25 protein-coding genes, 1 other RNA gene and 1 pseudogene are annotated in these 25619 nt (G+C 40.7%); 19 read left to right on the plus strand and 8 right to left on the minus strand.

What is annotated here, in order from left to right; genetic code table 11:
• Positions 1-11: 11 nt before the first annotated feature.
• From ytfJ to RCG24_RS00615, 6 genes are all read left to right on the plus strand, one after another.
• Entirely contained in the window at positions 12-521 is a 510-nt protein-coding gene (ytfJ, locus tag RCG24_RS00590; RefSeq protein ID WP_308078042.1) for a GerW family sporulation protein, read from the plus strand.
• A gap of 177 nt (positions 522-698) precedes the next feature.
• Complete coding sequence (tpx, locus tag RCG24_RS00595; RefSeq protein ID WP_308078043.1) at positions 699-1199, plus strand: thiol peroxidase; 501 nt, start codon at positions 699-701, stop codon at positions 1197-1199.
• 254 nt (positions 1200-1453) lie between these two features.
• Positions 1454-2434, plus strand: coding sequence for a class I SAM-dependent methyltransferase (locus RCG24_RS00600; protein WP_202652123.1), 981 nt, complete (start codon positions 1454-1456; stop codon positions 2432-2434).
• 216 nt (positions 2435-2650) lie between these two features.
• The gene (locus RCG24_RS00605; RefSeq protein WP_202652124.1) at positions 2651-3844 is read left to right on the plus strand and encodes an acetate kinase; all 1194 of its coding nucleotides are present in this window, start codon (positions 2651-2653) and stop codon (positions 3842-3844) included.
• Between the two features lie 98 nt (positions 3845-3942).
• Complete coding sequence (locus tag RCG24_RS00610) at positions 3943-4776, plus strand: EcsC family protein (RefSeq protein ID WP_202652125.1); 834 nt, start codon at positions 3943-3945, stop codon at positions 4774-4776.
• Between the two features lie 2 nt (positions 4777-4778).
• Positions 4779-5291, plus strand: a complete 513-nt coding sequence (locus tag RCG24_RS00615) for a MogA/MoaB family molybdenum cofactor biosynthesis protein (protein ID WP_202652126.1) — start codon at positions 4779-4781, stop codon at positions 5289-5291.
• A gap of 80 nt (positions 5292-5371) precedes the next feature.
• Here the strand turns inward: RCG24_RS00615 and RCG24_RS00620 are convergent, their stop codons facing one another.
• Both RCG24_RS00620 and RCG24_RS00625 read right to left on the minus strand, forming a co-directional pair.
• Positions 5372-5686, minus strand: coding sequence for a hypothetical protein (locus tag RCG24_RS00620; protein WP_202652127.1), 315 nt, complete (start codon positions 5684-5686; stop codon positions 5372-5374).
• Positions 5687-5797: 111 nt separating this feature from the next.
• Positions 5798-6250, minus strand: a complete 453-nt coding sequence (locus RCG24_RS00625; protein ID WP_202652128.1) for a universal stress protein — start codon at positions 6248-6250, stop codon at positions 5798-5800.
• Positions 6251-6356: 106 nt separating this feature from the next.
• On the opposite strand from RCG24_RS00625, the gene RCG24_RS00630 reads away from it, so the two are divergent.
• The gene (locus tag RCG24_RS00630; RefSeq protein WP_202652129.1) at positions 6357-6515 is read left to right on the plus strand and encodes a hypothetical protein; all 159 of its coding nucleotides are present in this window, start codon (positions 6357-6359) and stop codon (positions 6513-6515) included.
• A gap of 191 nt (positions 6516-6706) precedes the next feature.
• On the plus strand, positions 6707-6910 hold the full coding sequence (locus RCG24_RS00635; RefSeq protein WP_308078044.1) for a hypothetical protein: 204 nt from the start codon (positions 6707-6709) through the stop codon (positions 6908-6910).
• 86 nt (positions 6911-6996) lie between these two features.
• Here RCG24_RS00635 and ssrS read toward each other — a convergent pair.
• Together ssrS and RCG24_RS00645 are read right to left on the minus strand one after the other, a co-directional pair.
• Positions 6997-7191: non-coding RNA, 6S RNA (ssrS, locus tag RCG24_RS00640), on the minus strand.
• Positions 7192-7249: 58 nt separating this feature from the next.
• Entirely contained in the window at positions 7250-8347 is a 1098-nt protein-coding gene (locus RCG24_RS00645; RefSeq protein WP_308078045.1) for a M24 family metallopeptidase, read from the minus strand.
• Positions 8348-8526: 179 nt separating this feature from the next.
• On the opposite strand from RCG24_RS00645, the gene RCG24_RS00650 reads away from it, so the two are divergent.
• The 3 genes from RCG24_RS00650 (at position 8527) to RCG24_RS00660 (ending at position 10963) form a co-directional block, all read left to right on the plus strand.
• Positions 8527-9207 carry a metal-dependent hydrolase gene (locus RCG24_RS00650; protein ID WP_308078046.1) on the plus strand — a complete coding sequence of 227 codons (681 nt, stop codon included), beginning with the start codon at positions 8527-8529 and terminating at the stop codon, positions 9205-9207.
• An 83-nt stretch (positions 9208-9290) separates the two neighbouring features.
• Entirely contained in the window at positions 9291-9524 is a 234-nt protein-coding gene (locus tag RCG24_RS00655) for a hypothetical protein (RefSeq protein ID WP_202652136.1), read from the plus strand.
• A 119-nt stretch (positions 9525-9643) separates the two neighbouring features.
• Positions 9644-10963 (plus strand): CBS domain-containing protein, encoded by a 1320-nt coding sequence (locus tag RCG24_RS00660; protein WP_202652138.1) that lies wholly within the window; start codon positions 9644-9646, stop codon positions 10961-10963.
• A 51-nt stretch (positions 10964-11014) separates the two neighbouring features.
• On the opposite strand, the gene RCG24_RS00665 is transcribed toward RCG24_RS00660, so the two are convergent.
• The gene (locus tag RCG24_RS00665; RefSeq protein WP_308078047.1) at positions 11015-11326 is read right to left on the minus strand and encodes a YtpI family protein; all 312 of its coding nucleotides are present in this window, start codon (positions 11324-11326) and stop codon (positions 11015-11017) included.
• A gap of 97 nt (positions 11327-11423) precedes the next feature.
• Between RCG24_RS00665 and RCG24_RS00670 the strand changes: the two genes are divergently transcribed.
• Positions 11424-12356 (plus strand): DHH family phosphoesterase, encoded by a 933-nt coding sequence (locus RCG24_RS00670; protein WP_202652142.1) that lies wholly within the window; start codon positions 11424-11426, stop codon positions 12354-12356.
• Between the two features lie 40 nt (positions 12357-12396).
• Here the strand turns inward: RCG24_RS00670 and ytrI are convergent, their stop codons facing one another.
• The gene (gene ytrI, locus RCG24_RS00675) at positions 12397-12900 is read right to left on the minus strand and encodes a sporulation membrane protein YtrI (RefSeq protein ID WP_308078048.1); all 504 of its coding nucleotides are present in this window, start codon (positions 12898-12900) and stop codon (positions 12397-12399) included.
• Positions 12897-13235 carry a sporulation membrane protein YtrH gene (locus RCG24_RS00680; RefSeq protein WP_202652146.1) on the minus strand — a complete coding sequence of 113 codons (339 nt, stop codon included), beginning with the start codon at positions 13233-13235 and terminating at the stop codon, positions 12897-12899. The genes ytrI and RCG24_RS00680 overlap by 4 nt, the downstream gene beginning before the upstream one ends.
• Positions 13236-13390: 155 nt before the next feature.
• Here RCG24_RS00680 and dnaE point away from each other — a divergent pair.
• From dnaE to pyk, 7 genes and pseudogenes are all read left to right on the plus strand, one after another.
• Positions 13391-16751, plus strand: a pseudogene (gene dnaE / locus RCG24_RS00685) (DNA polymerase III subunit alpha).
• A gap of 130 nt (positions 16752-16881) precedes the next feature.
• Entirely contained in the window at positions 16882-18120 is a 1239-nt protein-coding gene (locus tag RCG24_RS00690) for an NADP-dependent malic enzyme (RefSeq protein ID WP_308078049.1), read from the plus strand.
• A 7-nt stretch (positions 18121-18127) separates the two neighbouring features.
• On the plus strand, positions 18128-18742 hold the full coding sequence (locus RCG24_RS00695) for a FadR/GntR family transcriptional regulator (RefSeq protein ID WP_308078050.1): 615 nt from the start codon (positions 18128-18130) through the stop codon (positions 18740-18742).
• Positions 18743-18947: 205 nt separating this feature from the next.
• Positions 18948-19835, plus strand: coding sequence for an acetyl-CoA carboxylase, carboxyltransferase subunit beta (gene accD, locus RCG24_RS00700; protein WP_202652152.1), 888 nt, complete (start codon positions 18948-18950; stop codon positions 19833-19835).
• Entirely contained in the window at positions 19820-20797 is a 978-nt protein-coding gene (gene accA, locus RCG24_RS00705; RefSeq protein WP_202652154.1) for an acetyl-CoA carboxylase carboxyl transferase subunit alpha, read from the plus strand. The genes accD and accA overlap by 16 nt, the downstream gene beginning before the upstream one ends.
• A 364-nt stretch (positions 20798-21161) precedes the next feature.
• On the plus strand, positions 21162-22121 hold the full coding sequence (pfkA, locus tag RCG24_RS00710; protein ID WP_202652156.1) for a 6-phosphofructokinase: 960 nt from the start codon (positions 21162-21164) through the stop codon (positions 22119-22121).
• Between the two features lie 42 nt (positions 22122-22163).
• The gene (gene pyk / locus RCG24_RS00715; protein ID WP_202652697.1) at positions 22164-23924 is read left to right on the plus strand and encodes a pyruvate kinase; all 1761 of its coding nucleotides are present in this window, start codon (positions 22164-22166) and stop codon (positions 23922-23924) included.
• Between the two features lie 503 nt (positions 23925-24427).
• Here the strand turns inward: pyk and ytvI are convergent.
• The gene (ytvI, locus tag RCG24_RS00720; RefSeq protein WP_308078052.1) at positions 24428-25543 is read right to left on the minus strand and encodes a sporulation integral membrane protein YtvI; all 1116 of its coding nucleotides are present in this window, start codon (positions 25541-25543) and stop codon (positions 24428-24430) included.
• Positions 25544-25619: the final 76 nt, after the last annotated feature.

Below are 25619 nucleotides of genomic sequence, written 5' to 3' on the forward strand. Positions count from 1 at the left end.
AGGAAATTACGATGGCAGATCATCCAATTCAGGGATTGATGACTACTGCAATGGAAAGTCTAAAGGAAATGATTGATGTGAACACAATCATTGGGGATCCTGTGGAAACCCCTGATGGGAGTGTCATTTTAACTGTTTCTAAGGTAGGGTTCGGATTTGCAGCCGGCGGCAGTGAATTTAACATGAGCGGTAGTTCAGGAGGCCAAAATCAAGGCCAGAGCCAAAGTCAGGGACAAGGTCAAAGCCAAGGGCAGCAGCTTCCATTCGGAGGAGGCAGCGGTGCCGGTGTCTCGATTACGCCAATCGCCTTTTTAATTGTCAATGCCCAGGGAGTAAAAATGCTTCATTTAAATGAAAGCACTCATTTGTATGAGAAGATTTTAGAACTTGCCCCTCAGGCAGTGGATAAAATTCAACAAATGTTCGCCAAGAAAAATGAATCAAGCCAACAATCTCAAACCGGAAATCAATCCCCCAATCATAAACCTAAAGTAGACTTGGACATTGATGTAATCCAATAATGCAATACACTGCGGCTCGCCGATTGGCGAGTTTCTTATATTTAGACAATGATAATTTCAAAGGCCATATTAATTGCAAAATTCATACTTACAGGATATATTTACTATGTACATGTGGGAAACGAGTTGATTCAAGTTGAATCAGTTATACTCAGTAGAATAAAGGAGGATGTAAATATGGCAAATGTTACATTTAAGGGAGGTCCTGTCACTTTACTTGGCAACGAAGTAAAGGTAGGAGATAAGGCGCCTAATTTCACTGTCTTGGCTAACGACTTATCAGAAGTTACTTTAGACGATACAAAGGGTCAAGTTCGCCTAATCACTTCCGTACCATCCCTTGACACTGGAGTGTGTGATGCCGAGACACGGCGTTTTAATGAAGAAGCGAACAGCTTGGGAAATGTAAAAATATTAACAATCAGCGTTGATCTGCCATTTGCTCAGAAGCGCTGGTGTGCAGCCGCCGGAATTGAAAATGTCCAAACCTTATCAGATCACCGTGATCTTTCGTTTGGGGAAGCGTACGGGGTTGCGATTAAAGAATTAAGATTATTAACCCGTGCCGTATTTGTCGTTGATTCTTCCGACACGGTTACATACGTTGAGTATGTAAGTGAAGCAACCAACCATCCAAACTACGAAGCAGCCCTCGAGGCCGCACGAAATGCTAGATAATTCGAAAAGCAAAAGCGACCGTTTTGCGACGTATGGACTGGAGGGGTTCGACTGAGATAAAGGAAACACGAAGAGCGTTAGCGATTTGATGTTGACTTATCGTAGGGAGAAGACCGAAGTACACTAGTCGCTGGGCGCTGGAGCTAGACAATTTTTCAAAGTTCAATTAGGGCCTCGCCATTCGGCGGGGCCTTTTAAACTTGTGTTAAGAATACATACGTGATTATAATCTTAGTAGTAAGGGAGGGAAAAGATTGAATTCTCCAGTTGAGCAATTATTTACCTTATTTAATGAGACATCTATTCGCTTGCAGGACGAGCTGGGATGTTCTTATTTGGAGGCATTGGCGGAGTCCGGAGAAAATGTATTCCAGGGTGCCGTTCTTCAAGAGGAACTAAGTGAATTAACAGTTAAATGGCTAACAAAACAATATGAAGGGATACACTTAGGGCAATACTCCAAAGAAGAGATCCGCAAGGCATTCCAATTGGTGATCTTAAAAGGGATGAAGGAAATGGTCCAGCCTAACCACCAAATGACTCCGGATTCTGTAGGGATGCTGACGGCCTTTCTCGTCGAAAAGTTTATTAAGACTCCATCCTTTCGTTTGCTTGACCCGGCAGTTGGTACAGGCAATTTATTGCTGACGGTGTTAAACTACACGGATAAAAACGTTGCGGCTTATGGGGTGGACATTGATGACTTGCTGCTCAAGCTTGCTTATATTAATGCCAATTTACAGCAGCAACCGGTGCAATTCTATAATCAAGACAGTTTAGAGACTCTCTTTATTGATCCGGTTGATGCGGTAATTGCAGATTTGCCTGTAGGTTATTATCCCAACGATATCAGGGCCGATGATTATCAATTAAAGGCGGATAACGGTCATAGTTATGCCCATCATTTATTTATTGAACAAAGCGTTCGCCATACGAAACCGGGAGGATATTTATTTTTTATTATCCCAAATGGATTATTTGAAAGTGAACAAGCAGGTAAGCTTCATGATTTTATCAAGGAACATCTGTTGATTCAAGGATTGCTGCAGCTCCCTGTCAGCATGTTTAAAAATAAGAATGCTGCCAAAAGCATATTTATTGTTCAAAAGAAAGCTGCTGACCTTAAACCGCCTAAGCAGGCATTACTAGTAAATTTACCAAGTTTATCAAATAAACTGGAAATGGATAAAATTCTATTTAAAATAAATAAATGGTTTCAAGACAATAAGGGATAACATCGTTCATTGGTGTTATCTCTTTTTTATTTTATCAATTCTGAATAAAACTATATTTCGCTGCAATCGATTACATTTCAAAAGCATCTTGAAATGCTATTTTCGCAGTGATTAAATGAAAATTCGGGGATGTAATACAAAGGTATTATGCACAAACTATAAGAGTAAATAAATGGATACAAAAAAATGTTTTTAGATAAAGGAGCGATCGTACATATGGCGAAAATAATTGCGATTAATGCCGGGAGTTCTTCTTTAAAGTTTCAATTATTTGAAATGCCGCAGGAAGAGGTCATTACAAAGGGGCTGATCGAGAGAATCGGGTTAAAGGATTCCATTTTTACGATTACAGCAAATGGTGAAAAGCTTCAGCAAACTCTGGATATTCCTGATCATGAAGTAGCTGTTAAAATGCTGTTGGAAAAATTAACCTCACTTGGAATTATTGATTCATTGGATGAAATAGAGGGTATTGGTCATCGCGTTGTTCATGGCGGGGAAGAATTTAATGATTCCGTTCTTATCATTGATGAGGTATTACAGAAAATTGAAGGTTTATCGGAATTGGCGCCATTGCATAATCCGGCTAATGTGACAGGAATTAAAGCGTTTAAACGGGTCCTTCCCAATGTCCCGGCTGTTGCGGTATTTGATACCGCCTTTCATCAAACAATGCCGGAAAGTTCTTTTTTGTACAGCCTGCCGTATGAGTATTATCAAAAATACGGCATTCGAAAATATGGCTTCCACGGAACGAGCCATAAATACGTTTCCCAAAGAGCTGCAGAAATTTTAAGCCGTCCGCTTGAACAGCTGCGGCTGATTTCCTGCCACTTAGGGAATGGTGCGAGTATTGCAGCCATTCAAGGAGGAAAGTCGATTGACACTTCGATGGGCTTCACCCCTCTTGCCGGGGTAACAATGGGAACCCGGTCTGGAAACATTGACCCGGCACTTATTCCTTTTATTATGGAGAAGACGGGAAAGACCGCAGAAGAAGTACTGGAGATTTTAAATAAAAAGAGCGGCATGCTGGCTATTTCAGGTTTTTCAAGTGATTTACGAGATATTGAAATTCAGGCAAGTCAAGGTAATCAACGGGCACAGCTCGCTTTAGATGTTTTCTCCAATCGGATTCATAAATACATCGGTTCTTATGCAGCCCGCATGAATGGCGTGGATGCGATTATCTTTACCGCAGGAATTGGTGAAAACAGCGATGTGATTCGCGAGAATGTGTTAAGGGGCCTGGAGTTTATGGGGGTTTATTGGGACCCTGCCCTTAACAAAATTAGAGGTAAAGAAGCATTTATTAGTTACCCCCACTCTCCCGTAAAAGTCATGGTCATCCCAACAAATGAAGAAGTCATGATTGCTCGCGATGTTGTCAGGTTAACGGCAAATCGATGAAGCAAAGACAAGCAAAGGCCCTGTGGCTTTTGCTTTTTTCTTAACCCATTATTAATGTGCTATACTGGTAATAGAACCAGATTTAAGGGGGAATGTTGATGCCGCTGACAGATCGCGAAAGAAAGGTCTTAAACGATATAAAGGAATGGGAAAATAATTTATTGAATTACCAACCAAATGATTTTCAATTAACCTATGAAAAATATTTGGAGAGGTCCTTTTCCCTATTACCGGAAAACTTGCAGAAACAATTTTTTGCTGTCATCGATACTTGGCTGTTTCACCTGCATGGCATTATTCAAGGTTCCCAGCTTCAAATGGATACAAAAGAAAGAATCATTGCGTCGGGAAGAATTTTTCAAAAGGAAATCGAAGAAATCACTGACATGCGGCGATTAACAATTGAGCAATTGCAATACATAGCTGAACAGCAAATTGCCAGACACCGTTTTTATTCATTCGCTCAAGGCGGATTGGCGGGAACGGGAGGTACCCTTTTATTGGGAACTGATATCCCGGCAATGGCTGTAATTAATTTACGAGTAGTCCAGCTAATTGCGATGACCTATGGGTTTGAAATAAATACTCCCCATGAAATGATGACGTCTTTAAAGGTATTTCATACGGGCACATTGCCACCCAGGATCCAAAAAGCGGGATGGTCGATGTTGATGAAGGAATTAGCTGACGAAGATCATTACTTCTATGAAGGAAAAGAAGAAATTATAGACATTACCTGGATTGAACTGCCTGTACAACAATTATTAAAGGCAATGGTTATTACTTTATTTCGAAAAAAAATGATTCAAGGTATTCCCCTTGTCAGCATGGCAATAGGGGCTGGCGTAAATTATCAAATAACAAGAAAAGTAACAGAGGTGGCTCACAAATATTATCAACTGCGCTATCTAAAGGCTAAAGGGGAGTTGTAAGCATGAGTACACAAGAACATAAAATGCAGGCACCACGGACAGTCAACTGTAAAGTCATTACAGTAAGTGATACAAGAAATCAAGAAACTGATAAAAGCGGCCGGCTGATGATTGATTTGTTGGAACAAGCGGGACATAAAATAGTGGAATACTGTGTTGTAAAGGACGAGATTGAACCGATAAGGAGAGAAATTTTACAAGCTTGCAGCCGTGAAGATATCGATGTAATTCTAACAAATGGCGGCACAGGAATTGCCAAGCGGGATGTAACGATTGAAACAGTAAAGGGTTTGCTGGATAAGGAAATTGTTGGTTTTGGGGAATTGTTCAGAATCCTGAGTTATCAAGAGGATATTGGTTCGGCAGCTATTTTATCAAGGGCCATTGCCGGGGTGGTTCAAAATAAAGCGGTATTTTCAACACCGGGTTCTTCCGGTGCGGTTAAGCTTGCGATGAATAAATTAATCCTCCCCGAGATCGGCCATGTTGTAAGAGAAATTAACAAGGATTTATAAAAGCCTACTTTTCATGGTGGTTTGCTAGGCTGGCGTCAGTGCCCGGCGGCTTATTGCCCTAACCGGTCACTTCCGCATATTTATTGATGGACTTTGCCTGAAATGGTTTGATTTGCCCGGTACCAGAGCCATAAATCATTTATGATCGATGCCAGCTCGGCAATCTCACTGTTCAACCGGCAGGAGCGGGGAAAATCAGTTTCATTGTCAAGTTGTGCTTGTTTTTTATTTATTTCCGATTCCAGTTCAACAATCCGGTCAGGTATCGCTCCCCGAATTTTTTCCCAGTGGTAAAGAATAGCCTCTTGCGTTTCTTTACTATAATCCTCCCAGTCGGATGATAATTCAGGAATAAAGATACCAAGACGCTTGTCGAAAGAAAAATATTCTTTCATTGGTATTCCTCCAAGTTGTATAGTTATTTACCATTGTACTACACAATCTTGATCGAGGGCTAAATTTTTTAAAAAAGCACGGAAGCTGCTATCGCTTCCGTGCTTAAAATTTTATTCGATATCTTTTTGTGTACGTATGACGAGAACATCACAAGGAGAATAGCGGATGATATGTTCAGAGACACTTCCCATAAAAAATCTTTCTACTACATTTAAGCCTGTAGCTCCGCAAAGGATTAAGTCAACGTTGTGGTTCTTCGCGAGATCTCTTGGAATCCTTACTTTTGGAGAGCCAAAATCAATTTCGTATGTGACATCATGTAAGCCAGCTTCCAGAGCTTGTTTTTTATAATTCTCAAGCATGTCTGTTGCAAGTTTTTCTGCTCTGTCACCTACCACCGTGTCATATGCTTCGATCAATGCAAATGACCTGGTATCGATGACATGAACCAACAGCAGTTTTGCGTTATTTCTTTTGGCAATTTCAACCCCTTTTTTGAAAGCCCAATCTGCTTCTTTTGAGCCATCAATTGCAACCATAATTTTTTGGTATGTTACTCCCATGATTATCATCTCCTCCCTTTGATTATACAATATTTAACAAGGAATAACTATTGCAATTTTTTGAACAATAAGAAGGAATTCAACTTTGAAAAAGGAGATTTTGAATATGGGTAAAAAAGATCCAAATAGGCAAAATTTATTCGAATTTGATGAGCATGGAACCAACCTAGTCGGGGAACAAATCATGGATGCCTATAATATCGGTTTTATCGACACGGAGACGACCGCCGATGAAAGTGATGAATTTTTTTCGGCTGAAGGGTAAAGAAAATCGCAGATATAAGTTTTTTCTAATGTTAAACTGCTGAACGAACTTGTTAAAAATGGCTATACTACATGATTGGGGTAGCCTTTTGTGTGTTTATCACTGAAAATTACCGAAAGCAGGGCGATTACCCAAGACTTTATTAAGGCTCTTGCATATTCTTTAGTGAAAACACATGAGGAGGTTAAAAAATGAATACTAATATGTATATGGGTCCTGGATATGAACAAATGCCGTATAATCCTGGTGACTCCCGGCTATGGGGAGGATTTGGCTGGGGTTTTAGGCCATGGGGCTTTGGCTTCAGACCATGGGGCTGGGGCTTTGGCCGGCCGTTCGGCTTTGGCTTTGGTTTTGGCGGTCCGTTCTTTGGCGGTTTCCCATTCTTCATTTAAAAAAAATTAGAATTTTGGGCAGGATTAAATAAGACTAACACACAAAAACCAGCATCTAACTGATGCTGGTTTTATATATTATTATTAGTGGAGCCGCAATTGCCGTATTAAATATAAGAAAGTTTTAAACCACCACTCCTCAAAGTGGGTGTTCGCACAAAGTTCCTGCATGTCCCCCATGTCGTATAGACAGAGGCCTGTCATTTTAGCTTTGTTTTAAAACTCCCTATAACAGTCTAAAGGTTAAAACTTTATTATGATTACGTACAACGCAGCTTGTATAAGTATATTACTGCAAAACTTGCTAAAGTTCAATGTGAATAGTTGGAAATTGGTTTCTTATCTGATCATTTGTAGTTCTTTTGGAAATTTAGTCAATACCTTGGCACCCTCTGCGGTTATATAGACATCATCCTCTATCCGTACACCTGCTACATTTGGTACATAGATGCCCGGTTCAATCGTGTAAACCATGCCTTCTTCAATAACAAGCTGATTGGTTTCGGTCATTGAAGGATACTCATGAATCCCAATTCCTAGACCGTGTCCCAGCCGATGTGGAAAATATTCACCGTAACCGGCATCAGTAATGATTTTCCGTGCAGTCAGGTCGACTTGGGCAGCCGTTACCCCCGGCTTGCTTGCTTCAATAGCAGCTAATTGAGCCTGTAAAACCGTATCATAGATTTCTTTCTGCTTATCATTAATATCACCGTAGGCAACGGTTCGTGTGATATCAGAACAATAACGATCCACCACAACTCCTAAATCAAAAAGGACAAAATCGCCTTTCCGAATTTTTGTATCTCCAGGGTTTCCGTGGGGAGAAGCAGCATTAGTTCCCGTCAATACCATTGTGGCGAAGGACATTTCGCTGACGCCCTTTTGTTTTAAGGCATATTCCAAAGCATTCAAAACATCAAGTTCCGTCTTGCCTTCTTTAATTTCGCTGCAGCCGAATTCAACAGCATAATCGGCCAGCGCGCATGCTTCTTGAATTGCTTTTAATTCTTTTGCATCTTTAATCATGCGGAGCCTTCTTACTTTTTCTTCTGCCGAAACAAATACAGCTTTCGGGAACAATTGCAAAAGCTGTTCATATCGTTCAACATTCATATGTTCTTTTTCAATCGCAGCTTTAGTCACCCCATGAATCCTTTTCCCAATCGCTGTGTGAATCATTTCCCATGGATTATCAATGTCGCTGAAGCCGATAATTTCTTGCTCCCAGCCTGACCGTTTTGCATCATGAACTTCCATTGCCGGACAGACTAAAAATGGCTCTGCCTCCTGGAAAACAGCCAGCGCAAGCAGCCGCTCGTGTGGGTCTGTATAATAACCGGTTAAATAAAAGACATTCTCTGAAGAGGTTAAAAAGCTAACTTCAATTTCTTGCTCCTTCATCCATGTTTGCAGCTTTTCTAAACGCTGATTCAATTTTTTTGCCTCCTTCATATGTATTACCACATTGAGAGTATCAATTTAAAATTAAAAAGTAAACTATCAGTGACCGGTAAAAGTTCACCTAATTGTCCTTTGGCTTAGAAAAAGAGAAGGAATTTTAACTTTTTTATGGAAGTACATTAATGTATAGATATTAAAAAGGAGCTGAGAAGATGAAAATTTCATATCACGGACATGCGGTTGTTCAAATTCAAACAAATGGAAAGACAATCTTAATTGATCCATTTATTACCGGTAACAGTTTAACTGATTTGAAGGCAGAAGAAGTAAAAGCAGATGCGATTATTTTGTCTCACGGTCATAATGACCATGTCGGCGATACCGTTGCGATTGCGAAACGAAATGATGCTCTCGTTATTGCGAATGCTGATCTTACCACATACCTCAGCTGGCGAGGAGTTAAAACGCATGGTATGAATATTGGCGGTGCCTGGGAATTTGACTTTGGAAAGGTAAAGTTTACCCAGGCTTTTCACGGTTCAGGATACACCACAAATGACCATGAAATCATTTATTGCGGTATGCCGACGGGAATTCTGTTCATGAGTGAAGGCAAAACGATTTACCATGCCGGTGATACCGGGTTATTTTCTGATATGAAGCTGATTGGCGAACGTCATCGAATTGATGTAGCATTTTTACCGATCGGTGATAATTTTACCATGGGGCCTGAAGATGCAGCCTACGCAGCCAAACTATTAAAGGCCAAGATGGTGGTGCCCATTCATTACAATACCTTCCCGCCAATTAAACAAGATCCACATCGTTTTATCGAAATGCTAGAAGCTAGAAACGGAAAAGTCTTAAATCCAGGTGAGGCAATCGAATTGTAAAATTTATTAGATTCACATACTTTTTTCCTCCTATTGTGCATACAGTGAAACAAGCAGTATTTATAATAGGAGGAGTGAACAAGTTGAAAAAAAATAGATATTTACTTTGCCTGTTACTTTGTGGTTTGCTGCTTTATTTTGCTGTACCGCGGCTTTCGGTAACGGCTCAAGGGATTCAAGGAGTTTTCGCTATAACTTGGCTGATCTTTGCCTTGATGGTTATTGCCGGCAATTTAACGGCACTGCTTTATGCTCCGAAAAGAAAAGTGCAAAGGTCCCAACCACAAAAATTGCCACGAAAATCCCGTTCCTTCTAACTGAATAATGTGAGAAAGCGCATTGAATCAAGACTTTTAAAACTTTATAATGGAATTTAGGCATCATTCTAGAAAAGGTTCCAGAAGAAGCGAATTCGAGAGTATAAAGGGTGAAGGTCTTGGCTACAAAACATGAACAGATATTACAATATATTGATGGACTGCCAATTGGAGAAAAAATCTCGGTTAGACAAATAGCCAAAGCATTAAATGTGAGCGAAGGTACAGCCTACCGGGCCATTAAGGAAGCGGAAAATAAAGGGTATGTCAGCACGATTGAACGGGTAGGAACCATCCGTATTGAACGCAAGAAAAAGGAAAATATTGAAAAACTCACATATGCTGAGGTAGTTAATATCGTAGATGGCCAAGTTTTAGGCGGCAAAGGCGGTTTGCATAAAACACTAAATAAATTTGTCATTGGGGCAATGAAATTAGAAGCTATGATGCGATACACTGAAGCCGATAATCTTTTGATTGTTGGAAACCGGACACAGGCCCATGAACTGGCATTAAAAGCTGGTGCAGCTGTCCTCATAACCGGAGGATTTGATACCGATGAACATGTAAAAAAATTGGCCGATCAGCTGGAACTTCCGATTATTTCTTCCAGCTATGATACGTTTACGGTAGCAACGATGATTAACCGTGCGATTTATGACCAGCTCATCAAGAAAGAAATTATTCTGGTTGAAGATGTATTAACCCCCCTGACGAAAACCTATTATTTACGGACTTATGATAAAGTCCTCAAATGGCACGAGTTAAATCAGCAAACAACTCACAGCCGCTACCCGGTCGTCGATCAAAATCTAAAAGTTCAAGGAATGGTGACTAGTAAGGATATACTTGGGCGGGATCGTGATATTACGATTGATAAGATTATGACCAAGCATCCGATGACCGTTAATGGAAAAACAAGTGTCGCTTCGACAGCCCATATGATGGTTTGGGAAGGAATTGAGGTTTTGCCGGTAGTAGATGATGCCAACCGATTGGAAGGAATCATCAGCAGGCAGGATGTTCTGAAGGCATTGCAGATGAACCAGAGACAACCGCAGGTTGGTGAAACAATTGATGATATTATCACCAATCAAATGGAGCTAGTGAAGGAAAAAGAAAGAGGCGAAGATATCTTTACATTGGAAGTAACTCCGCAGATGACCAATCATCTTGGAACGATTTCATATGGTGTGTTTACAACCATTGTTTCAGATGCAGCTAATCGAGTGTTACGCGGTTATAAAAAGGGCGATTTAGTCGTTGAAAATATGACGATTTATTTTCTAAAACCAGTTCAGATGGAAAGTAGATTGGAGATCCATCCCAAGATCCTGGAAGTTGGTCGGAAATTTGGTAAAGTGGATGTAGAAGTTTTTAAAGATGGAGTTCTTGTTGGGAAAGCGATGATGATGTGCCAGTTAATTGATCGGACATAACAACCATTTTACAAAACGAGAAAGCCGCTTCCTCTTTTAGAAGCGGCTCCATTAGTTTTCGACATCTAATTCTCTGGCTTCCTCGATGGCAAATGGAAGATAATGTTTATATTTTTTATACCCGATCCAGGCAAAATAGCTTCCATAAAGAATAAATACAATTGCGACCAAATAATTAACGAGGGATTCAGCGATAAAAATCAAATGGTTTAATCCGAATAAACTGACAAAAAGTCCAAGAGCGATATTGGATTTCGCCGCAAGCCACTTTTTTTCAACCGGGCGGTTGCTTCGAAAGTATTTTGTTTTATAAAATAGATAGAAAACCAATAAAATAATAATGAAAAAGATAAAAATAAACATTATAACTCCTCCAAGTATCAAACTGATTATTATTGTACCGTTAAATTTATGAAAATACCACAACCAGGTTTAACTGTGAAAGGGTAAAGGAGCGCTTATGAAAGAGAAAATATTAGAGGCCATCAACCAATATGAAACGATCATTGTTCACCGCCATGTCCGTCCAGACCCTGACGCCTATGGTTCACAGGGAGGATTAGTAGAAATTTTAAAAGAGTCCTTTCCGGAAAAAAATATCTATGCCGTCGGGAAGGATGAACCAACACTCGAATACTTGCGCAGTCTTGATGTAATTGCGGATGAGGTTTACAACGGGGCTTTAGTCATTGTTTGTGATACGGCAAATAAAGAAAGGATATGCGATTCCCGCTACTCCATGGGGGATATGCTAATAAAAATTGATCATCATCCAAACGAAGAACCATATGGGGATCTTTTGTGGGTGGATACAACCGCAAGCTCCTGCAGTGAGATGATTTATGATTTCTACCTGTATGGAAAGGACAAAGGATTAAAAATGAATGATGAAGCGGCCAGGCTGCTCTTTGCTGGTATTGTTGGCGATACAGGCCGGTTTATTTTTCCCAGTACGACAGAGAAGACCTTTGCTTATGCTGGGGAATTAATTCACTATCAATTTTCCAGACCGGAATTATTTGACAAAATGTATGAGCTTGAACCCAATATTGTGAAGCTTAAAGGCTATATATTGCAAAACTTTGAGTTTCAAGACAATGGCGTGGCGATTGTAAAGCTGACTAAAGGGCTGCTGGAAGAATATCACGCAAAACCGGCTGGGGCTTCGCTTTTAGTTAATGCTTTACAGGATGTAAAAGGAATCAAGGCTTGGGTTTTCTTCATTGAGGAAAATGACCAAATAAGAGTTCGGCTTCGCTCTAAGGGACCGGTTATTAATGGAGTGGCAAGGAAATTTAGAGGCGGGGGACACCCGCTGGCTGCAGGTGCTTCAATTTATTCATGGGATGAAGTAAATGATGTCATTAATGAACTCCATAAAGTTTGCGAATAGGGATTTAAGCGGGAACGGCCAAACCGATATGGCCGTTTCCCTATTCAGCAAACTGGATTTCCAACTCGACTGTTAAGGTCGTGAAAATGACCATCTCCCGTACCTTCAGCTTATACCTTTTATCATATATTTTAATCGGTTTATTTTCGATGATTTTCTTAATTAAATCCTTACTTTTCGCAACTGTTTCTAAATCTTTTGCCAGAACCATTTTAATATCAATCCGAACGTCTTCTTCTGTCTCAAACACACTAAACTCATCCAGCTTATATTTTTCCCAGTTGATAATTTTGATATTAATCTTTTGGATGGTTATTTTTCCTAAATTACGGTTATTAAGCTCCTCATAGTCTTCCTGCCAAATTTTTATGTCATTTTTTAATTCGGCAATATCGTTCTCCTGTTTGCGAATGAGCTTTGCGTTTTCTTCCTGCCAAACACCAAAAATATATAAAAAAATACACCAGCTGATCATACCGCCAATAACCATTCCTGAGAAAAAGCGCTGCCATGATGGTCTTTGGTAATAAGGAGGAATTCTCATGGTGAAATATGCTCCTGGGTGAGCCAGTTGATGACGAGCGCGCCTGTTTGAGCGCCGCCTAAAGCAGACAGAATTAATAAAAATTGCTTAAAAAGATCCCTTGTCTCTGCATTTAAAAAACCGCGTTCAAACGTATAAACGGCATCAAATGTTCCGCCAATTGCTGCCACAATTGCCCATATTCTAAGTGCTGAAGAAAGCCGATACACAGTCGTCAATGGTGGCTGTCCGGTTAAAAAAGAAGCAATTCCGCCAATCAGCGAACCACCGAGCAGGACACCCAAGGCGATAAAGTAACTTTCAATAAATGCTGGAAAAAAACCGATTTCTTTCATACAGTTCTCCGTCCTTGTTTTCACAATATATGGTCTTCTACCATTTATATGGACAGGCAGTCATAATTATGAATGATTAAATGAGAACATATTTTCTTTTTTTAAAATAAAGCTCTATAATGAAAGGTGAAATCATGTATTAAGGGTGTGATGAAATGTCTTTTGTTCACCTGCATGTGTATAGTGCGTATAGTTTATTGACAAGCACAGCTGCTGTACCCGAGTTAATTAACAATGCTTGGGAAAAGGGCTTTCGCACGCTTGCTCTTACAGACAGAAACGTTATGTACGGTACGCTTGAATTTTATAAACTGTGTAAACAAAAAGGAATCAAGCCGATTATCGGTTTAACAGTGGATGTATCAGGCACCGTTAAAGAAAACGAGGCCTTCCCGCTCGTCCTCCTGGCAGAAAACGAAACCGGGTATAAGAATCTATTAAAAATATCAAGTGCTGTTCAGACAAAATCTGAAAATGGGCTTCCTGTTAAATGGCTGCGACACTATTCCGCCGGACTTATCGCCATCACACCAGGGGTCGAAGGGGAAATTGAACAGGCCATCCTCAACGGAGAACTCGAACAGGGCCGCGAATTAATCCGAAAATTTTTGACCATTTTTGGGAAAAAGAATTTTTTTCTGTCACTGCAAAATCATCAGTTGGAACCGGAAGCTAAAATTAGACGACAACTAGTATTACTATCAAAGGAACTGAGTGTCCCGCTCGTTGCAACGAACCAAGTCTATTATTTAGAACAGGTTGATACTTTTGCCCACGAATGCCTGCTGGCGATTAAGAATGGTGATAAATTGCAGGATGACACCCGAGAGAAATTAGGAAGCGACCAGTTTTATTTAAAAACAGCAGCAGAAATGATGGAATGCTTTGGGGATATTCCGGAAGCCTTGGAAAATACCCTGCTAATCGCTGAGAGGTGCAAGGTAAATATTGAATTAAATAAAACTTATCTGCCAACTTTCCCTGCAGAAAATCATTCTTTCGGCTGATGACTATTTGGAACAATTGTGTTATCAGGGACTAAATGAACGTTTTACTTCCCCGCCGCAAGAATATAAAGAACGGCTGGCATATGAATTGGCCGTCATCAAGCGGATGAAATTTAGCAACTATTTTTTAATTGTTTGGGATTTTATAAAATACTCCCGCGAAAAGGGAATTTTAACCGGACCGGGGCGGGGTTCGGCCGCCGGCTCACTTGTGGCATATGTATTATATATAACGGATGTCGACCCAATTCAACATCATTTATTATTCGAACGATTCTTAAATCCGGAGCGAATATCGATGCCTGATATCGATATCGATTTTCCTGATCATCGTCGCGATGAAGTCATTGAATATGTTGCCAGGAAATATGGGGAACTGCATGTTGCCCAAATTGTGACGTTCGGAACGCTGGCAGCAAAAGCAGCCTTAAGAGATGTGGGACGTACTTTTGGCTTAAATACGAAAGAACTGGAGCATTTATCGAAATTGATCCCCTCCCGGATCGGGATCAATTTACCAGCTGCTTATAAAGAGTCTGAGGGTTTAAAGAAATTTGTTAATGAATCACCGCTAAACAAACGGCTATATGAAACTGCTTTAAAATTGGAGGGCCTGCCGCGGCATACTTCGACACATGCCGCCGGCGTAGTCATCAGTGAAAAGCCGCTTATCGAGTTAGTCCCGATTCAATCTGGCACCAATCATGTATATCTTACCCAATATTCGATGGAATATCTGGAAGAAATGGGCTTGCTTAAAATGGATTTTCTCGGGCTGAGAAATCTGTCATTAATAGAAACCATATTGTCGTTAATTCATCGCAATACCGGGAAGAAGCTGGAGATTCGCTCTGTGCCGTTGGATGACACAAAAACTTTTGCCTTATTAGCGGCAGGAGAAACGACCGGTATTTTCCAATTGGAATCCGAAGGAATGAGAAAGGTGTTAAAGCAGCTAAAGCCGTCAAGATTTGAGGATATTGTTGCTGTTAATGCCCTGTACCGCCCTGGACCAATGGAAAATATCCCCCTGTTTATTGATCGGAAACATGGACGGGCTGTTATCGAATATCCACATCCGGATTTAAAACCAATTTTGGAAAATACGTATGGCGTGATTGTTTACCAGGAACAGATTATGCAAATTGCCTCAAAAATGGCCGGTTTCTCACTTGGAGAAGCGGATCTGTTAAGAAGGGCTGTAGCCAAAAAGCAAAAGGAAGTACTCGCTAAAGAGAGAAATCACTTTGTTCAAGGTGCCCTGAAAAAAGGCTATAATACGGAGCTGGCCAATGAAATTTACGACTTAATTGTCCGCTTTGCAAATTATGGATTTAACCGCAGCCATGCGGTCGCTTATAGTATGATTGCCTACCAATTGTCCTTTTTAAAAGCAAATTATCCGATCCATTTTATGGCAGGGCTTTTAACATCGGTGATTGGAAATGAAACGAAAATTGCGCAATATATTTTGGAGGCAAAGCAACTGGGGATTACGATTCTGCCTCCATCGATTAATCAAAGCGGTTTTTCCTTTCAAGTCGAACATAAAGGAATCCGCTATAGCTTGGCCGCTATTAAAGGTGTGGGCGGTCAAGCACTGAAGGAAATTTTTCAGGCCAGAAAAAGGAAAAAGTTTGTCGATTTATTCGATTTTTGCCTTAGAGTTTCTACAAAAGTGATTAACCGAAAGACACTTGAATATCTTATTCATTCCGGAGCCTTTGACGAATTTGGCGAAGATCGTGCGGTATTATTTGCTAGTCTTGGTGTAGCCATTGAACATGCCCAAATATTTAAACCGGATGATTCCAATCAAATGGATTTATTTGCAGGAGAATTTGATCTTAAGCCGAAATATGTAATAGTGGATCCAATCAGTCAGGAACATAAACTCTCATTTGAGAAGGAGGCCCTTGGATTTTATCTCTCTGACCACCCCATTTCAATTTACGAGAAGGAACTTAAACGGAGCGGTGCTCTAGGCCTATTTCAGTTAAGTGCCAGTTCAGGGAGAGTTACCTCGGGTGTTTATATTTCGGCAGTCAAATCGATTCGGACGAAAAAGGGTGAGGTGATGGCCTTTTTGACGATAAGTGATTCCAGTGGTGAGATGGAGGCAATTGCATTTCCGAATGTTTATAAAAAATCATCAGCACTGTTAAAGCAAGGGAAATTTGCCTTGCTTGAAGGGAAAATGGAGGAGAGAGGGGGGAAACTTCAATTTATTATCCAGCAGGTTCAAGATCTTGACCAATGGCTGAAAAGAACATCGTTGAAGCCGGTTTTATATTTGAAAATTTGCAAACAAATGCATCAAGATCTATATCTTCAGCAAATTAATCAACTGCTTGAGAAACATAAGGGAGATACTAGCGTCATTATCCATTATGAAATGAATCGGAAAACAGTAAGGTTAGGGACGGAAAAAAATGTTCACCCAACACCTGATTTGCTGCAATCTTTGCAGGAACTTTTAGGTTCGCCAAACGTCGTCCTGAAAGATTAATTCTTTACAACATAGGATGATATGTTATATTGTAAAAGAGAAATTGTGGTCTGACCACCAGGGACGAAGTGTTTTTTTATAGAAAGGTCTTGTATTTAATTTTGTGTATATATTTAAGGGGTGACATTTCTTGACTTTAAGAGAAGAAGCATTACATATGCATCGAATTAATAAAGGAAAATTGGAGTCAAAATCGAAGGTACCTGTCCGCAATGCTCATGATCTTAGTTTAGCCTATTCGCCGGGGGTAGCAGAGCCATGTAAAGATATTTATGAAAAGCCGGAGACGGTATACGAATATACGATGAAAGGAAATATGGTCGCGGTTGTTTCTGACGGAACCGCCGTATTGGGACTGGGAAATATCGGACCGGAAGCAGCCCTGCCAGTAATGGAAGGAAAAGCGGTATTATTTAAAAGCTTTGCAGGTGTAGATGCTTTTCCTATTTGTTTAAATTCAACCGATGTTGATAAAATTGTTGAAACGGTCAAGCTGCTGGAACCCAATTTTGGTGGGGTAAACCTGGAAGACATTGCCGCCCCGAATTGTTTCGTGATTGAAGAAAGATTGAAAAAAGAAGCGAATATCCCTATTTTTCATGATGACCAGCATGGAACGGCTATCGTTACCGCCGCCGGTCTAGTTAATGCACTAAAACTCACCGGCAAAAAGATGACAGAAATAAAAGTAGTTGCCAATGGTGCAGGGGCAGCAGGAATCGCGATTATTAAATTGTTATACAGTTTTGGCGTCAGGGATATTATTATGTGTGATACTAAGGGAGCAATTTATGAAGGACGCCCTAATGGAATGAATGCTGTTAAGGCTGAGGTTGCAAAATTCACGAATCGTGATAGTGTTTCCGGAAGTCTTGAGGATGTGATCAAAGGTACTGATGTATTTATTGGGGTCTCCGTTGCCGGTGCATTAACGAAAGAGATGGTGGCGTCCATGAACCCTGATCCGATTATTTTTGCAATGGCAAATCCGGTTCCAGAAATAATGCCTAGTGAGGCAAAAGCAGCAGGGGCCAAAGTAGTTGGTACTGGAAGATCTGATTTTCCGAACCAAGTAAATAATGTTCTTGCCTTCCCAGGTATTTTCCGCGGAGCACTGGATGTCCGCGCCACCCATATCAATGAAAAAATGAAAATTGCCGCTGTACATGCCATTGCCGGTTTAATACAGGATGATGAATTAAATGAGGATTATGTCATTCCGGCACCGTTTGACACCCGTGTTGCTCCAAATGTAGCAGCAGCTGTTGCCAAAGCAGCGATGGAAACAGGTGTTGCCCGAATCAAGGTAGACCCTGAGGAAATTAAGGAAAAAACAAAGAGGCTCGCGCTTATTGGTAAAAGTGAGTGATTGGTAAGTGTCAACGACAAAAGTATATCTTGAAATTGTTAAACAATTAAGAGAAATGATTACTGCTGACGGGCTCAAGCCTGGAAATAAAATTCCTTCTGAACGGGAGTTAACCGAGCGTCTGAACGTAGGACGCTCTTCCGTCAGGGAGGCGCTCAGAGCGTTGGAACTGCTCGGGTTAATTGAAACAAGACGAGGAGAGGGTACCTTCCTCCGCGATTTTCGCGGGAATCAACTCGTTCAGCTTCTTAGCACATTCATCTTGCAGGATGAAAAGGCAAAAAAGGATGTCTTTGAAACCAAAAATATGATAGAAATTGATTGTCTTCGGTTAGTGCTGCAGCGGACAGACAAAGAAAGTATCGGCAATCTAATGAATTGGGCATCAAATACAGAGGACTTTCATGATGATGAATTTTTTTATCGGATTATTTTACTGGCAGATAATCACCTATTTTTAAGAATGTGGGTGATTTTAAAGGACTATTATTATTCCTTAATTCAAACTCCTCCCCAATACGATCGTGAGGATTATTTATTTTTATTAAAGGCTTTAGGTGAAAAAAACGAAGAACAGACTATTTTGGCTTACCGTAAATTAAGAAATTTATCTGTTTTGTAACGACAAATTGTAACAATCATTGATGCTTATTTATTTTATAGTAGAAATGGTACTCACCCAAAAGAGGGGGCATTTTTAATATGCAAGTGGTCTGACCACTTTTGTAATCTAAACGTATGAGAATTAGATTAGATAGAAAGACTGCTAAGTAGATTTAAACGAATCGTTTTTTATTTGGCAGCTGTTATTCAAGGGAGGTTTAAACTTGGCACTTAAAGATCTGTTTACAAAAAATCAGACCAAAAAGAAAAAATACGCAACCATTCCGACGGAAGCAGCAAAACAAGATGTACCCGAAGGAATTATGACAAAATGCCCTTCATGCAAGAAAATTATGTTCACAAAAGAGCTATTAAAAAATCATAAGGTATGTTTACATTGCCAGCATCATTTTCAAATGAATGCAAGAGAACGAATCGAAAGTTTTATGGATGAAGGCAGCTTTGAGGAAATCAATGAAAATATGACTTCAAAGAATCCGCTTGATTTCCCAGGTTACTTAGAAAAGCTGGAAAAAGATCGGCAGCAAAGTAAGTTAAATGAAGCTGTCGTTACGGGAAGCGGGACCGTTGGAGGCCACAAGGTCGTTGTTGCCATTATGGATGCTTCTTTTCGGATGGGAAGTATGGGATCAGTTGTCGGGGAGAAGATCACACTGGCAATTGAAAAAGCGGACGAGCTAGCAGTTCCCTTTATTATTTTCACGGCCTCTGGCGGAGCCAGGATGCAGGAGGGCGCCATTAGCTTAATGCAAATGGCCAAAACAAGTGTGGCATTAAAGAAATTCAGCAGCCATGGCGGTTTGATTATATCGATTATGACTCATCCAACGACCGGTGGAGTATCAGCCAGCTTTGCATCATTGGGTGATTTTAACTTTGCCGAACCTAAAGCGCTAATTGGGTTTGCCGGCCGCCGAGTCATTGAACAATCGATTCGCGAAAAACTGCCGGAAGATTTCCAAACAGCCGAGTTTCTTTTAAAACACGGGCAATTAGATGCCATCATTTCACGATTAGAACTTGCCGAGAAAATAGCAAGTATCCTTGAAATCCATCAGCCAGGGGGTGAAATCAAGTGGTTGGAGAATTAGAATTCGAACGTCCGCTTATTGAATTGCGGAAAAAGATTGCAGAATTAAAAGAGTTTACCAATAATACGGATGTTGATTTAAGCTCTGAAATAAGTAAATTGGAGGCTCGGTTAGAAAAACTTGAACATGATATATATGAAAATATAAAACCATGGGATCGTGTGCAAATTGCACGGCATCCGAATCGACCGACAACGCTTGATTATATTTCTTATTTATTTGAGGATTTCTTCGAATGTCACGGAGACCGAACATTTGCAGATGACGAGGCCATTGTAGGCGGAATCGCCAAATTTAAAGGCCTGCCCGTTACAGTTATTGGTCACCAGAGAGGAAAAGATACGAAGGAAAATATCCGCAGAAATTTTGGCATGCCGCACCCTGAAGGATACAGAAAGTCATTAAGGCTAATGCACCAAGCCGAAAAATTTAAACGGCCGATCATTTGTTTTATTGATACAAAGGGTGCCTATCCGGGAAAAGCTGCTGAAGAGCGGGGGCAAAGTGAAGCAATCGCCCATAATTTGTTTGAAATGGCCGGACTAAAGGTCCCGGTGATTTGCATCGTGATTGGCGAAGGAGGCAGCGGTGGAGCACTTGCACTTGGGGTCGGCAACCGAATTTATATGCTGGAAAATTCCACTTATTCGGTTATTTCACCTGAAGGAGCCGCAGCAATTCTTTGGAAGGATGCTGCATTGGCAAAACGGGCAGCAGAAACAATGAAAATTACAGCACCGGATTTAAAAGAATTGGGAATTATTGATGAGATTATTCCGGAAGTAAAAGGCGGTGCCCATAAAGATGTTCAGCAGCAGGCTGAAGAGATTGAACGGGTGTTAATAACTGCTTTAAAAGAGTTAATAAAATTATCGGAAAATGAATTAATTGAAGACAGATACAATCGTTTTAGAACGATTGGAGAGTTTGATTTCACAAATGAATATGTTGAGATAAACTAAGGAACGTGCTAATCTTGGGCGCGTTTTTTTGGCAGACAGGAAACTTTCCTATCAGGCGTACGTGTAACTGGGCCTGACGAACTGCCCTTAAGGACTTACTAATCAGCGCGTTTTCATTTGCAAGATTTTCAAAAAATGTTCACAGAAACAAGCAAGATAACGTTTACAAATATTAATAAAACGATTTCAATTTAACAATTATTCGACGAATTAAAACTGAGGCTGTGATGAGGTTGTTAAGCCATCGCCTTCGTGTTATTTTATTTATATTCAAAGACTTTTACGAGAATAATAAAAAGAGGTTTCCTTTTATTATTCGGAATGATTTACATAGTTTTTCAATTTCAATTTTGAGGTGAGAATTATGAAAAAAATTGGAGTACTTACAAGCGGCGGCGACGCGCCAGGGATGAATCCGGCAATTAGAGCGGTAGTCCGAAAGGCTATTTATCATAATCTTGAAGTGTATGGAATCTACGGGGGATATACAGGATTGATTTCAGGAAATATCCAGAGACTTGATTTGGGCTCTGTTGGGGATATTATTCACCGCGGGGGAACGATGCTGCATTCAGCGCGCTGCCCGGAATTTAAAACAAAAGAAGGACAGCAAAAAGGAATAAAGCAATTACAGGCGCATGGGATTGAAGGACTGGTTGTCATTGGCGGCGATGGATCCTACCGCGGTGCTAAAGCGTTAACGGAGCTAGGATTCCCATGTATTGGTGTTCCGGGAACAATTGATAATGATATTCCTGGGACAGATGTTACGATTGGCTTTGATACCGCATTGAATACGGTGATTGATGCCATTGATAAAATTCGTGATACGGCATCCTCTCATGAAAGAACATTTGTCATTGAAGTAATGGGACGCGATGCCGGGGATATCGCCCTTTGGGCAGGCCTTGCCGGCGGTGCCGAGACGATTTTAATTCCAGAAGAAAAATATGATTTAAATGACATTGTGGAGCGGCTGCGCAAAGGGCAAGAGCGTGGGAAAAAACATAGTATCATTATTATTGCGGAAGGAGTCGGCAGTGGAATAGAGTTTGGCAAACGGCTTAAAGAAGCAACAAATCTTGACACGAGAGTCTCAGTATTAGGACATATTCAACGCGGTGGGTCACCAACCGTTGCTGATCGAGTGCTTGCGAGCAGATTGGGTGCCAGAGCGGTTGAACTGCTGATTGAAGGAAAAGGCGGTCGTGCAGTCGGAATCGAAAATAATGTTCTCGTGGATTACGATATTATCGATATTCTTGACAAACACCATAAATTTGATCGAGAACTTTATAAACTTTCCCAAGAATTATCGATTTAACTTAGAAGAATGGCCGACTTAACAGGGAGGAAATAAAAAATGTTGCGAAAAACAAAAATAGTTTGTACGATTGGTCCTGCAAGTGAAAGTGTTGAAAAGTTGGTGCAAATTATCAATGCCGGCATGAATGTTGCACGGTTAAATTTTTCACATGGAAATTATCAAGAACATGGGATGCGGATCCAAAATATTCGTGAAGCGGCAAAGCAAACGGGAAAGACAATCGCTATTTTACTTGATACCAAAGGTCCTGAAATCAGGACACATAATATGAAAAATGGAGCAATTGAACTGAAAGCCGGAGAAAATATTGTGATCTCAATGACGGAAGTAGAGGGAACGACTGAGAAATTTTCGGTTACGTTTTCCGGATTAATTGATGATGTCCATGTCGGTTCCAAAATTCTTCTTGATGATGGTTTAATTGGTCTTGAAGTTTTAAAAATTGATCAAGCTGCAAAGGAAATTCACACGAAAATTCTTAACAGCGGTACGCTAAAAGATAAAAAGGGAGTGAATGTTCCTGGTGTTTCAGTAAATTTACCGGGAATTACCGAGAAGGACAGGCAGGATATCCTGTTTGGGATCGAACAAGGGATTGATTTTATCGCGGCCTCATTTGTCCGCAGAGCAAAAGACGTGTTGGAAATTCGCCGGCTTTTAGAAGAAAATAATGCTACATACATCAATATCATTCCGAAAATTGAAAACCAGGAAGGCGTCGACAATATTGATGAAATTCTTGAGGTTTCCGACGGACTAATGGTTGCCAGAGGTGATTTGGGCGTAGAAATTCCCGCTGAAGAAGTGCCGCTGGTGCAAAAGCTGTTAATTAAAAAATGTAATGCCCTAGGGAAACCGGTTATTACAGCTACCCAAATGCTTGATTCGATGCAGCGAAATCCACGACCTACCCGTGCTGAGGCAAGTGATGTAGCGAATGCCATTTTTGACGGCACTGATGCAATCATGCTATCAGGTGAAACGGCTGCCGGCCAGTATCCTGTAGTAGCGGTGCAAACGATGCACAATATTGCTTCAAGGGCCGAACAAGCTTTAAATCATAAAGAGATTTTATCGCTCCGCAGCAAGAGAATGGAGCATAATATCACGGATGCCATTGGGTTATCAGTTGCCCACACAGCTTTAAATTTGGAGGTTAAATCGATCATTACCCCAACCGAAAGCGGTCATACGGCACGGATGATTTCCAAGTATCGCCCTAAAGCAGCCATTGTTGCTGTCACAGCGAATGAAACAATATGCCGCCGGTTACAATTAGTGTGGGGAGTATACCCACAGCTTGGAAAATGTGCAACCACGACAGATGAAATGTTGGAAATTGCCGTGGAAGAAAGCCTGAACAGCGGCATAGTTAAACGTGGCGATCTCGTCGTGATTACCGCTGGTGTGCCGGTTGGCGAAGCAGGAACAACCAATTTAATGAAGATTCACGTTGTTGGAGATATTATTGCCAAGGCACAAGGAATAGGACGTAAGTCTGCCTTTGGTAAAGTTGTCTGTGCACACGATGCCGAAGAAGCTATGGAAAAAGTTAAGCCGGGCTCCATTTTGGTAACACTCGGGTCAGACCGTGAAATGATGCCGGCAATTGAAAAATGTGCTGCTTTGATCACTCAAGAAGGCGGGTTAACAAGTCATGCAGCAGTCGTTGGTTTAAATCTCGGAATTCCGGTCATTGTCGGGGTTGAAAACGCCCTTGGCTTATTAAAAGATGGCCAAGAGGTAACGGTAGATGCAGCCCGAGGTATCATTTATAATGGTCACGCAAGCGTATTATAAATCAAACCGGACTTGCTAACGAAAAAAGTATCATTAGTCAACATAAATAAGCACCAAAAAAAGCAGAGCAAATGCTCTGCTTTTTTTGTAAGATAAGAAAGTATAAATTTTCGACTTTGGGAATTGTCCAGCTCCAGCGCCTAGCGGCTAGTGTCCTTCGCTCTCCGCCCTACGATAAGTCAACATCGAATCGCCTCCTGCTTCTGTGCCAAAGCTTATTCAACGAAGCTGATGTTCAGCTCGTCGCAAAGCCTGGGAAGCATATTCAGGTAGTTACTTGGCTCTTCGTGTTTCCTTTATCTCAGTTGGAGCGCTCCACAAGGAAGGCTTCGACAGCATTTGCATCGCACGAAGGAAAAGCGATAGCTTTTTCGAGGAGGCCATACGCCGCTGATCAAGGCGCTTGCGCTTTTCTAATCGTTTAGGAAATCACACTAGCGTTGCAAAATTCAACTACGCCTCCTGAACCGTCTTTACGGACCCGCCAGTCGGCAAGTTTTCATTCATGTCTCATTCCCTTTTATATACGTCCAAAGGTCATGAAACACATTTGCCCGATATAGGGTATTGATAATAACAACAGTGACAGGCCCGATAACTAAGCCGAGAAAGCCCAATAATTTAAAACCGACAAACAATGCAACCAAAGTGGCTAATGGATCGAGGCCAATACTTGAAGAAAGAATTTTTGGTTCCATTACTTGTCTCTGAACGAGAACCACGATGTAAAGAATACCTAAACCAATGGCCAGGCCCATATCACCGCCAATCGCTTCATAAATAATCCATGGCACAAAGACAGCTCCTGTACCAAGATAGGGAAGAATGTCGACAATACCTGTTAGTAAGGCTATCGTAATCGCGTAATCAACTCTTAGGATTAGCAAACCAATCAAAATAATCACGGTGGTAAGCGAAATAAGTGTCAGCTGGGCTTTAATAAAACCAAATAATGCCTTTTTTAAATCAATAAAAATGGTTTTACCGCTTTTCTTGGCTTTATTCGGTAACAGACGCCCTCCCGCTGCAGTTAATCGCTGCCAGTCTTTGCTGATAAAAAAAGTAGCTAATAAAGAAAATATTAGAACAGTAGCGGCATTTGGAATCCAAGAAAAGATAGTTGGAATATTGCCAAACAAATTTTTAATGAAATTACCAACTGTTGTTCCGATTGTCTTTCCAACATTTTGGATGTTTGTAATGATTGTATCCTGTTGCCCAGTACCTAACTGTTTAAAAACGGATGTCAACTGGTTGTAAAGTGGGATGATTTGGGCTGTAAATAAATTTTCAAGATAATCAATCAAAGTATCGAGATGCTGAGGTACAACTTTCGCCAAATAGTTTGCTCCGGAAACAATTTCAGCCACCAATAAGGTTACTAATCCGGCGAATACAGCAATCAGCAGGATTAGCGTAACAATAACGGCCAGTGCCCGCGGCATTTTTGCTTTTTTTTCAAAGAAATTAACAACCGGATTGATCATAAAAGCAATGGCAATTGCTATTATGAAGGGATAAGTTATTTTCGATAAATAATATAAGGAAAGAAAAGCTAATACAACCACACCAATAACCAATAAAAATCTCAGTGTTCGGTAAAGGTACTTCAAATTCAAAGAAAGCCCTCCTAATAATTGCTATGACCTATTTTACCATTTATTTTATCGATCTGCATAATTTCCCAAGTACTCT

This window comes from Neobacillus sp. OS1-32, from assembly GCF_030915425.1.
Lineage (GTDB): Bacteria > Bacillota > Bacilli > Bacillales > Cytobacillaceae > Neobacillus > Neobacillus paridis.

Bases quoted from the DNA above. Each gene is read 5' to 3' on its own strand.
- ytfJ (WP_308078042.1), top strand. From the start codon at position 12: ATGGCAGATCATCCAATTCAGGGATTGATGACTACTGCAATGGAAAGT.
- RCG24_RS00670 (WP_202652142.1), top strand. From the start codon at position 11,424: ATGAAAGAGAAAATATTAGAGGCCATCAACCAATATGAAACGATCATT.
- RCG24_RS00650 (WP_308078046.1), top strand. From the start codon at position 8,527: ATGAAAATTTCATATCACGGACATGCGGTTGTTCAAATTCAAACAAAT.
- RCG24_RS00625 (WP_202652128.1), bottom strand. From the start codon at position 6,250: ATGGGAGTAACATACCAAAAAATTATGGTTGCAATTGATGGCTCAAAA.
- RCG24_RS00620 (WP_202652127.1), bottom strand. From the start codon at position 5,686: ATGAAAGAATATTTTTCTTTCGACAAGCGTCTTGGTATCTTTATTCCT.
- RCG24_RS00635 (WP_308078044.1), top strand. From the start codon at position 6,707: ATGAATACTAATATGTATATGGGTCCTGGATATGAACAAATGCCGTAT.
- ytrI (WP_308078048.1), bottom strand. From the start codon at position 12,900: ATGAGAATTCCTCCTTATTACCAAAGACCATCATGGCAGCGCTTTTTC.
- pfkA (WP_202652156.1), top strand. From the start codon at position 21,162: ATGAAAAAAATTGGAGTACTTACAAGCGGCGGCGACGCGCCAGGGATG.
- RCG24_RS00615 (WP_202652126.1), top strand. From the start codon at position 4,779: ATGAGTACACAAGAACATAAAATGCAGGCACCACGGACAGTCAACTGT.
- RCG24_RS00610 (WP_202652125.1), top strand. From the start codon at position 3,943: ATGCCGCTGACAGATCGCGAAAGAAAGGTCTTAAACGATATAAAGGAA.
- RCG24_RS00630 (WP_202652129.1), top strand. From the start codon at position 6,357: ATGGGTAAAAAAGATCCAAATAGGCAAAATTTATTCGAATTTGATGAG.
- RCG24_RS00605 (WP_202652124.1), top strand. From the start codon at position 2,651: ATGGCGAAAATAATTGCGATTAATGCCGGGAGTTCTTCTTTAAAGTTT.
- tpx (WP_308078043.1), top strand. From the start codon at position 699: ATGGCAAATGTTACATTTAAGGGAGGTCCTGTCACTTTACTTGGCAAC.
- RCG24_RS00680 (WP_202652146.1), bottom strand. From the start codon at position 13,235: ATGAAAGAAATCGGTTTTTTTCCAGCATTTATTGAAAGTTACTTTATC.
- RCG24_RS00665 (WP_308078047.1), bottom strand. From the start codon at position 11,326: ATGTTTATTTTTATCTTTTTCATTATTATTTTATTGGTTTTCTATCTA.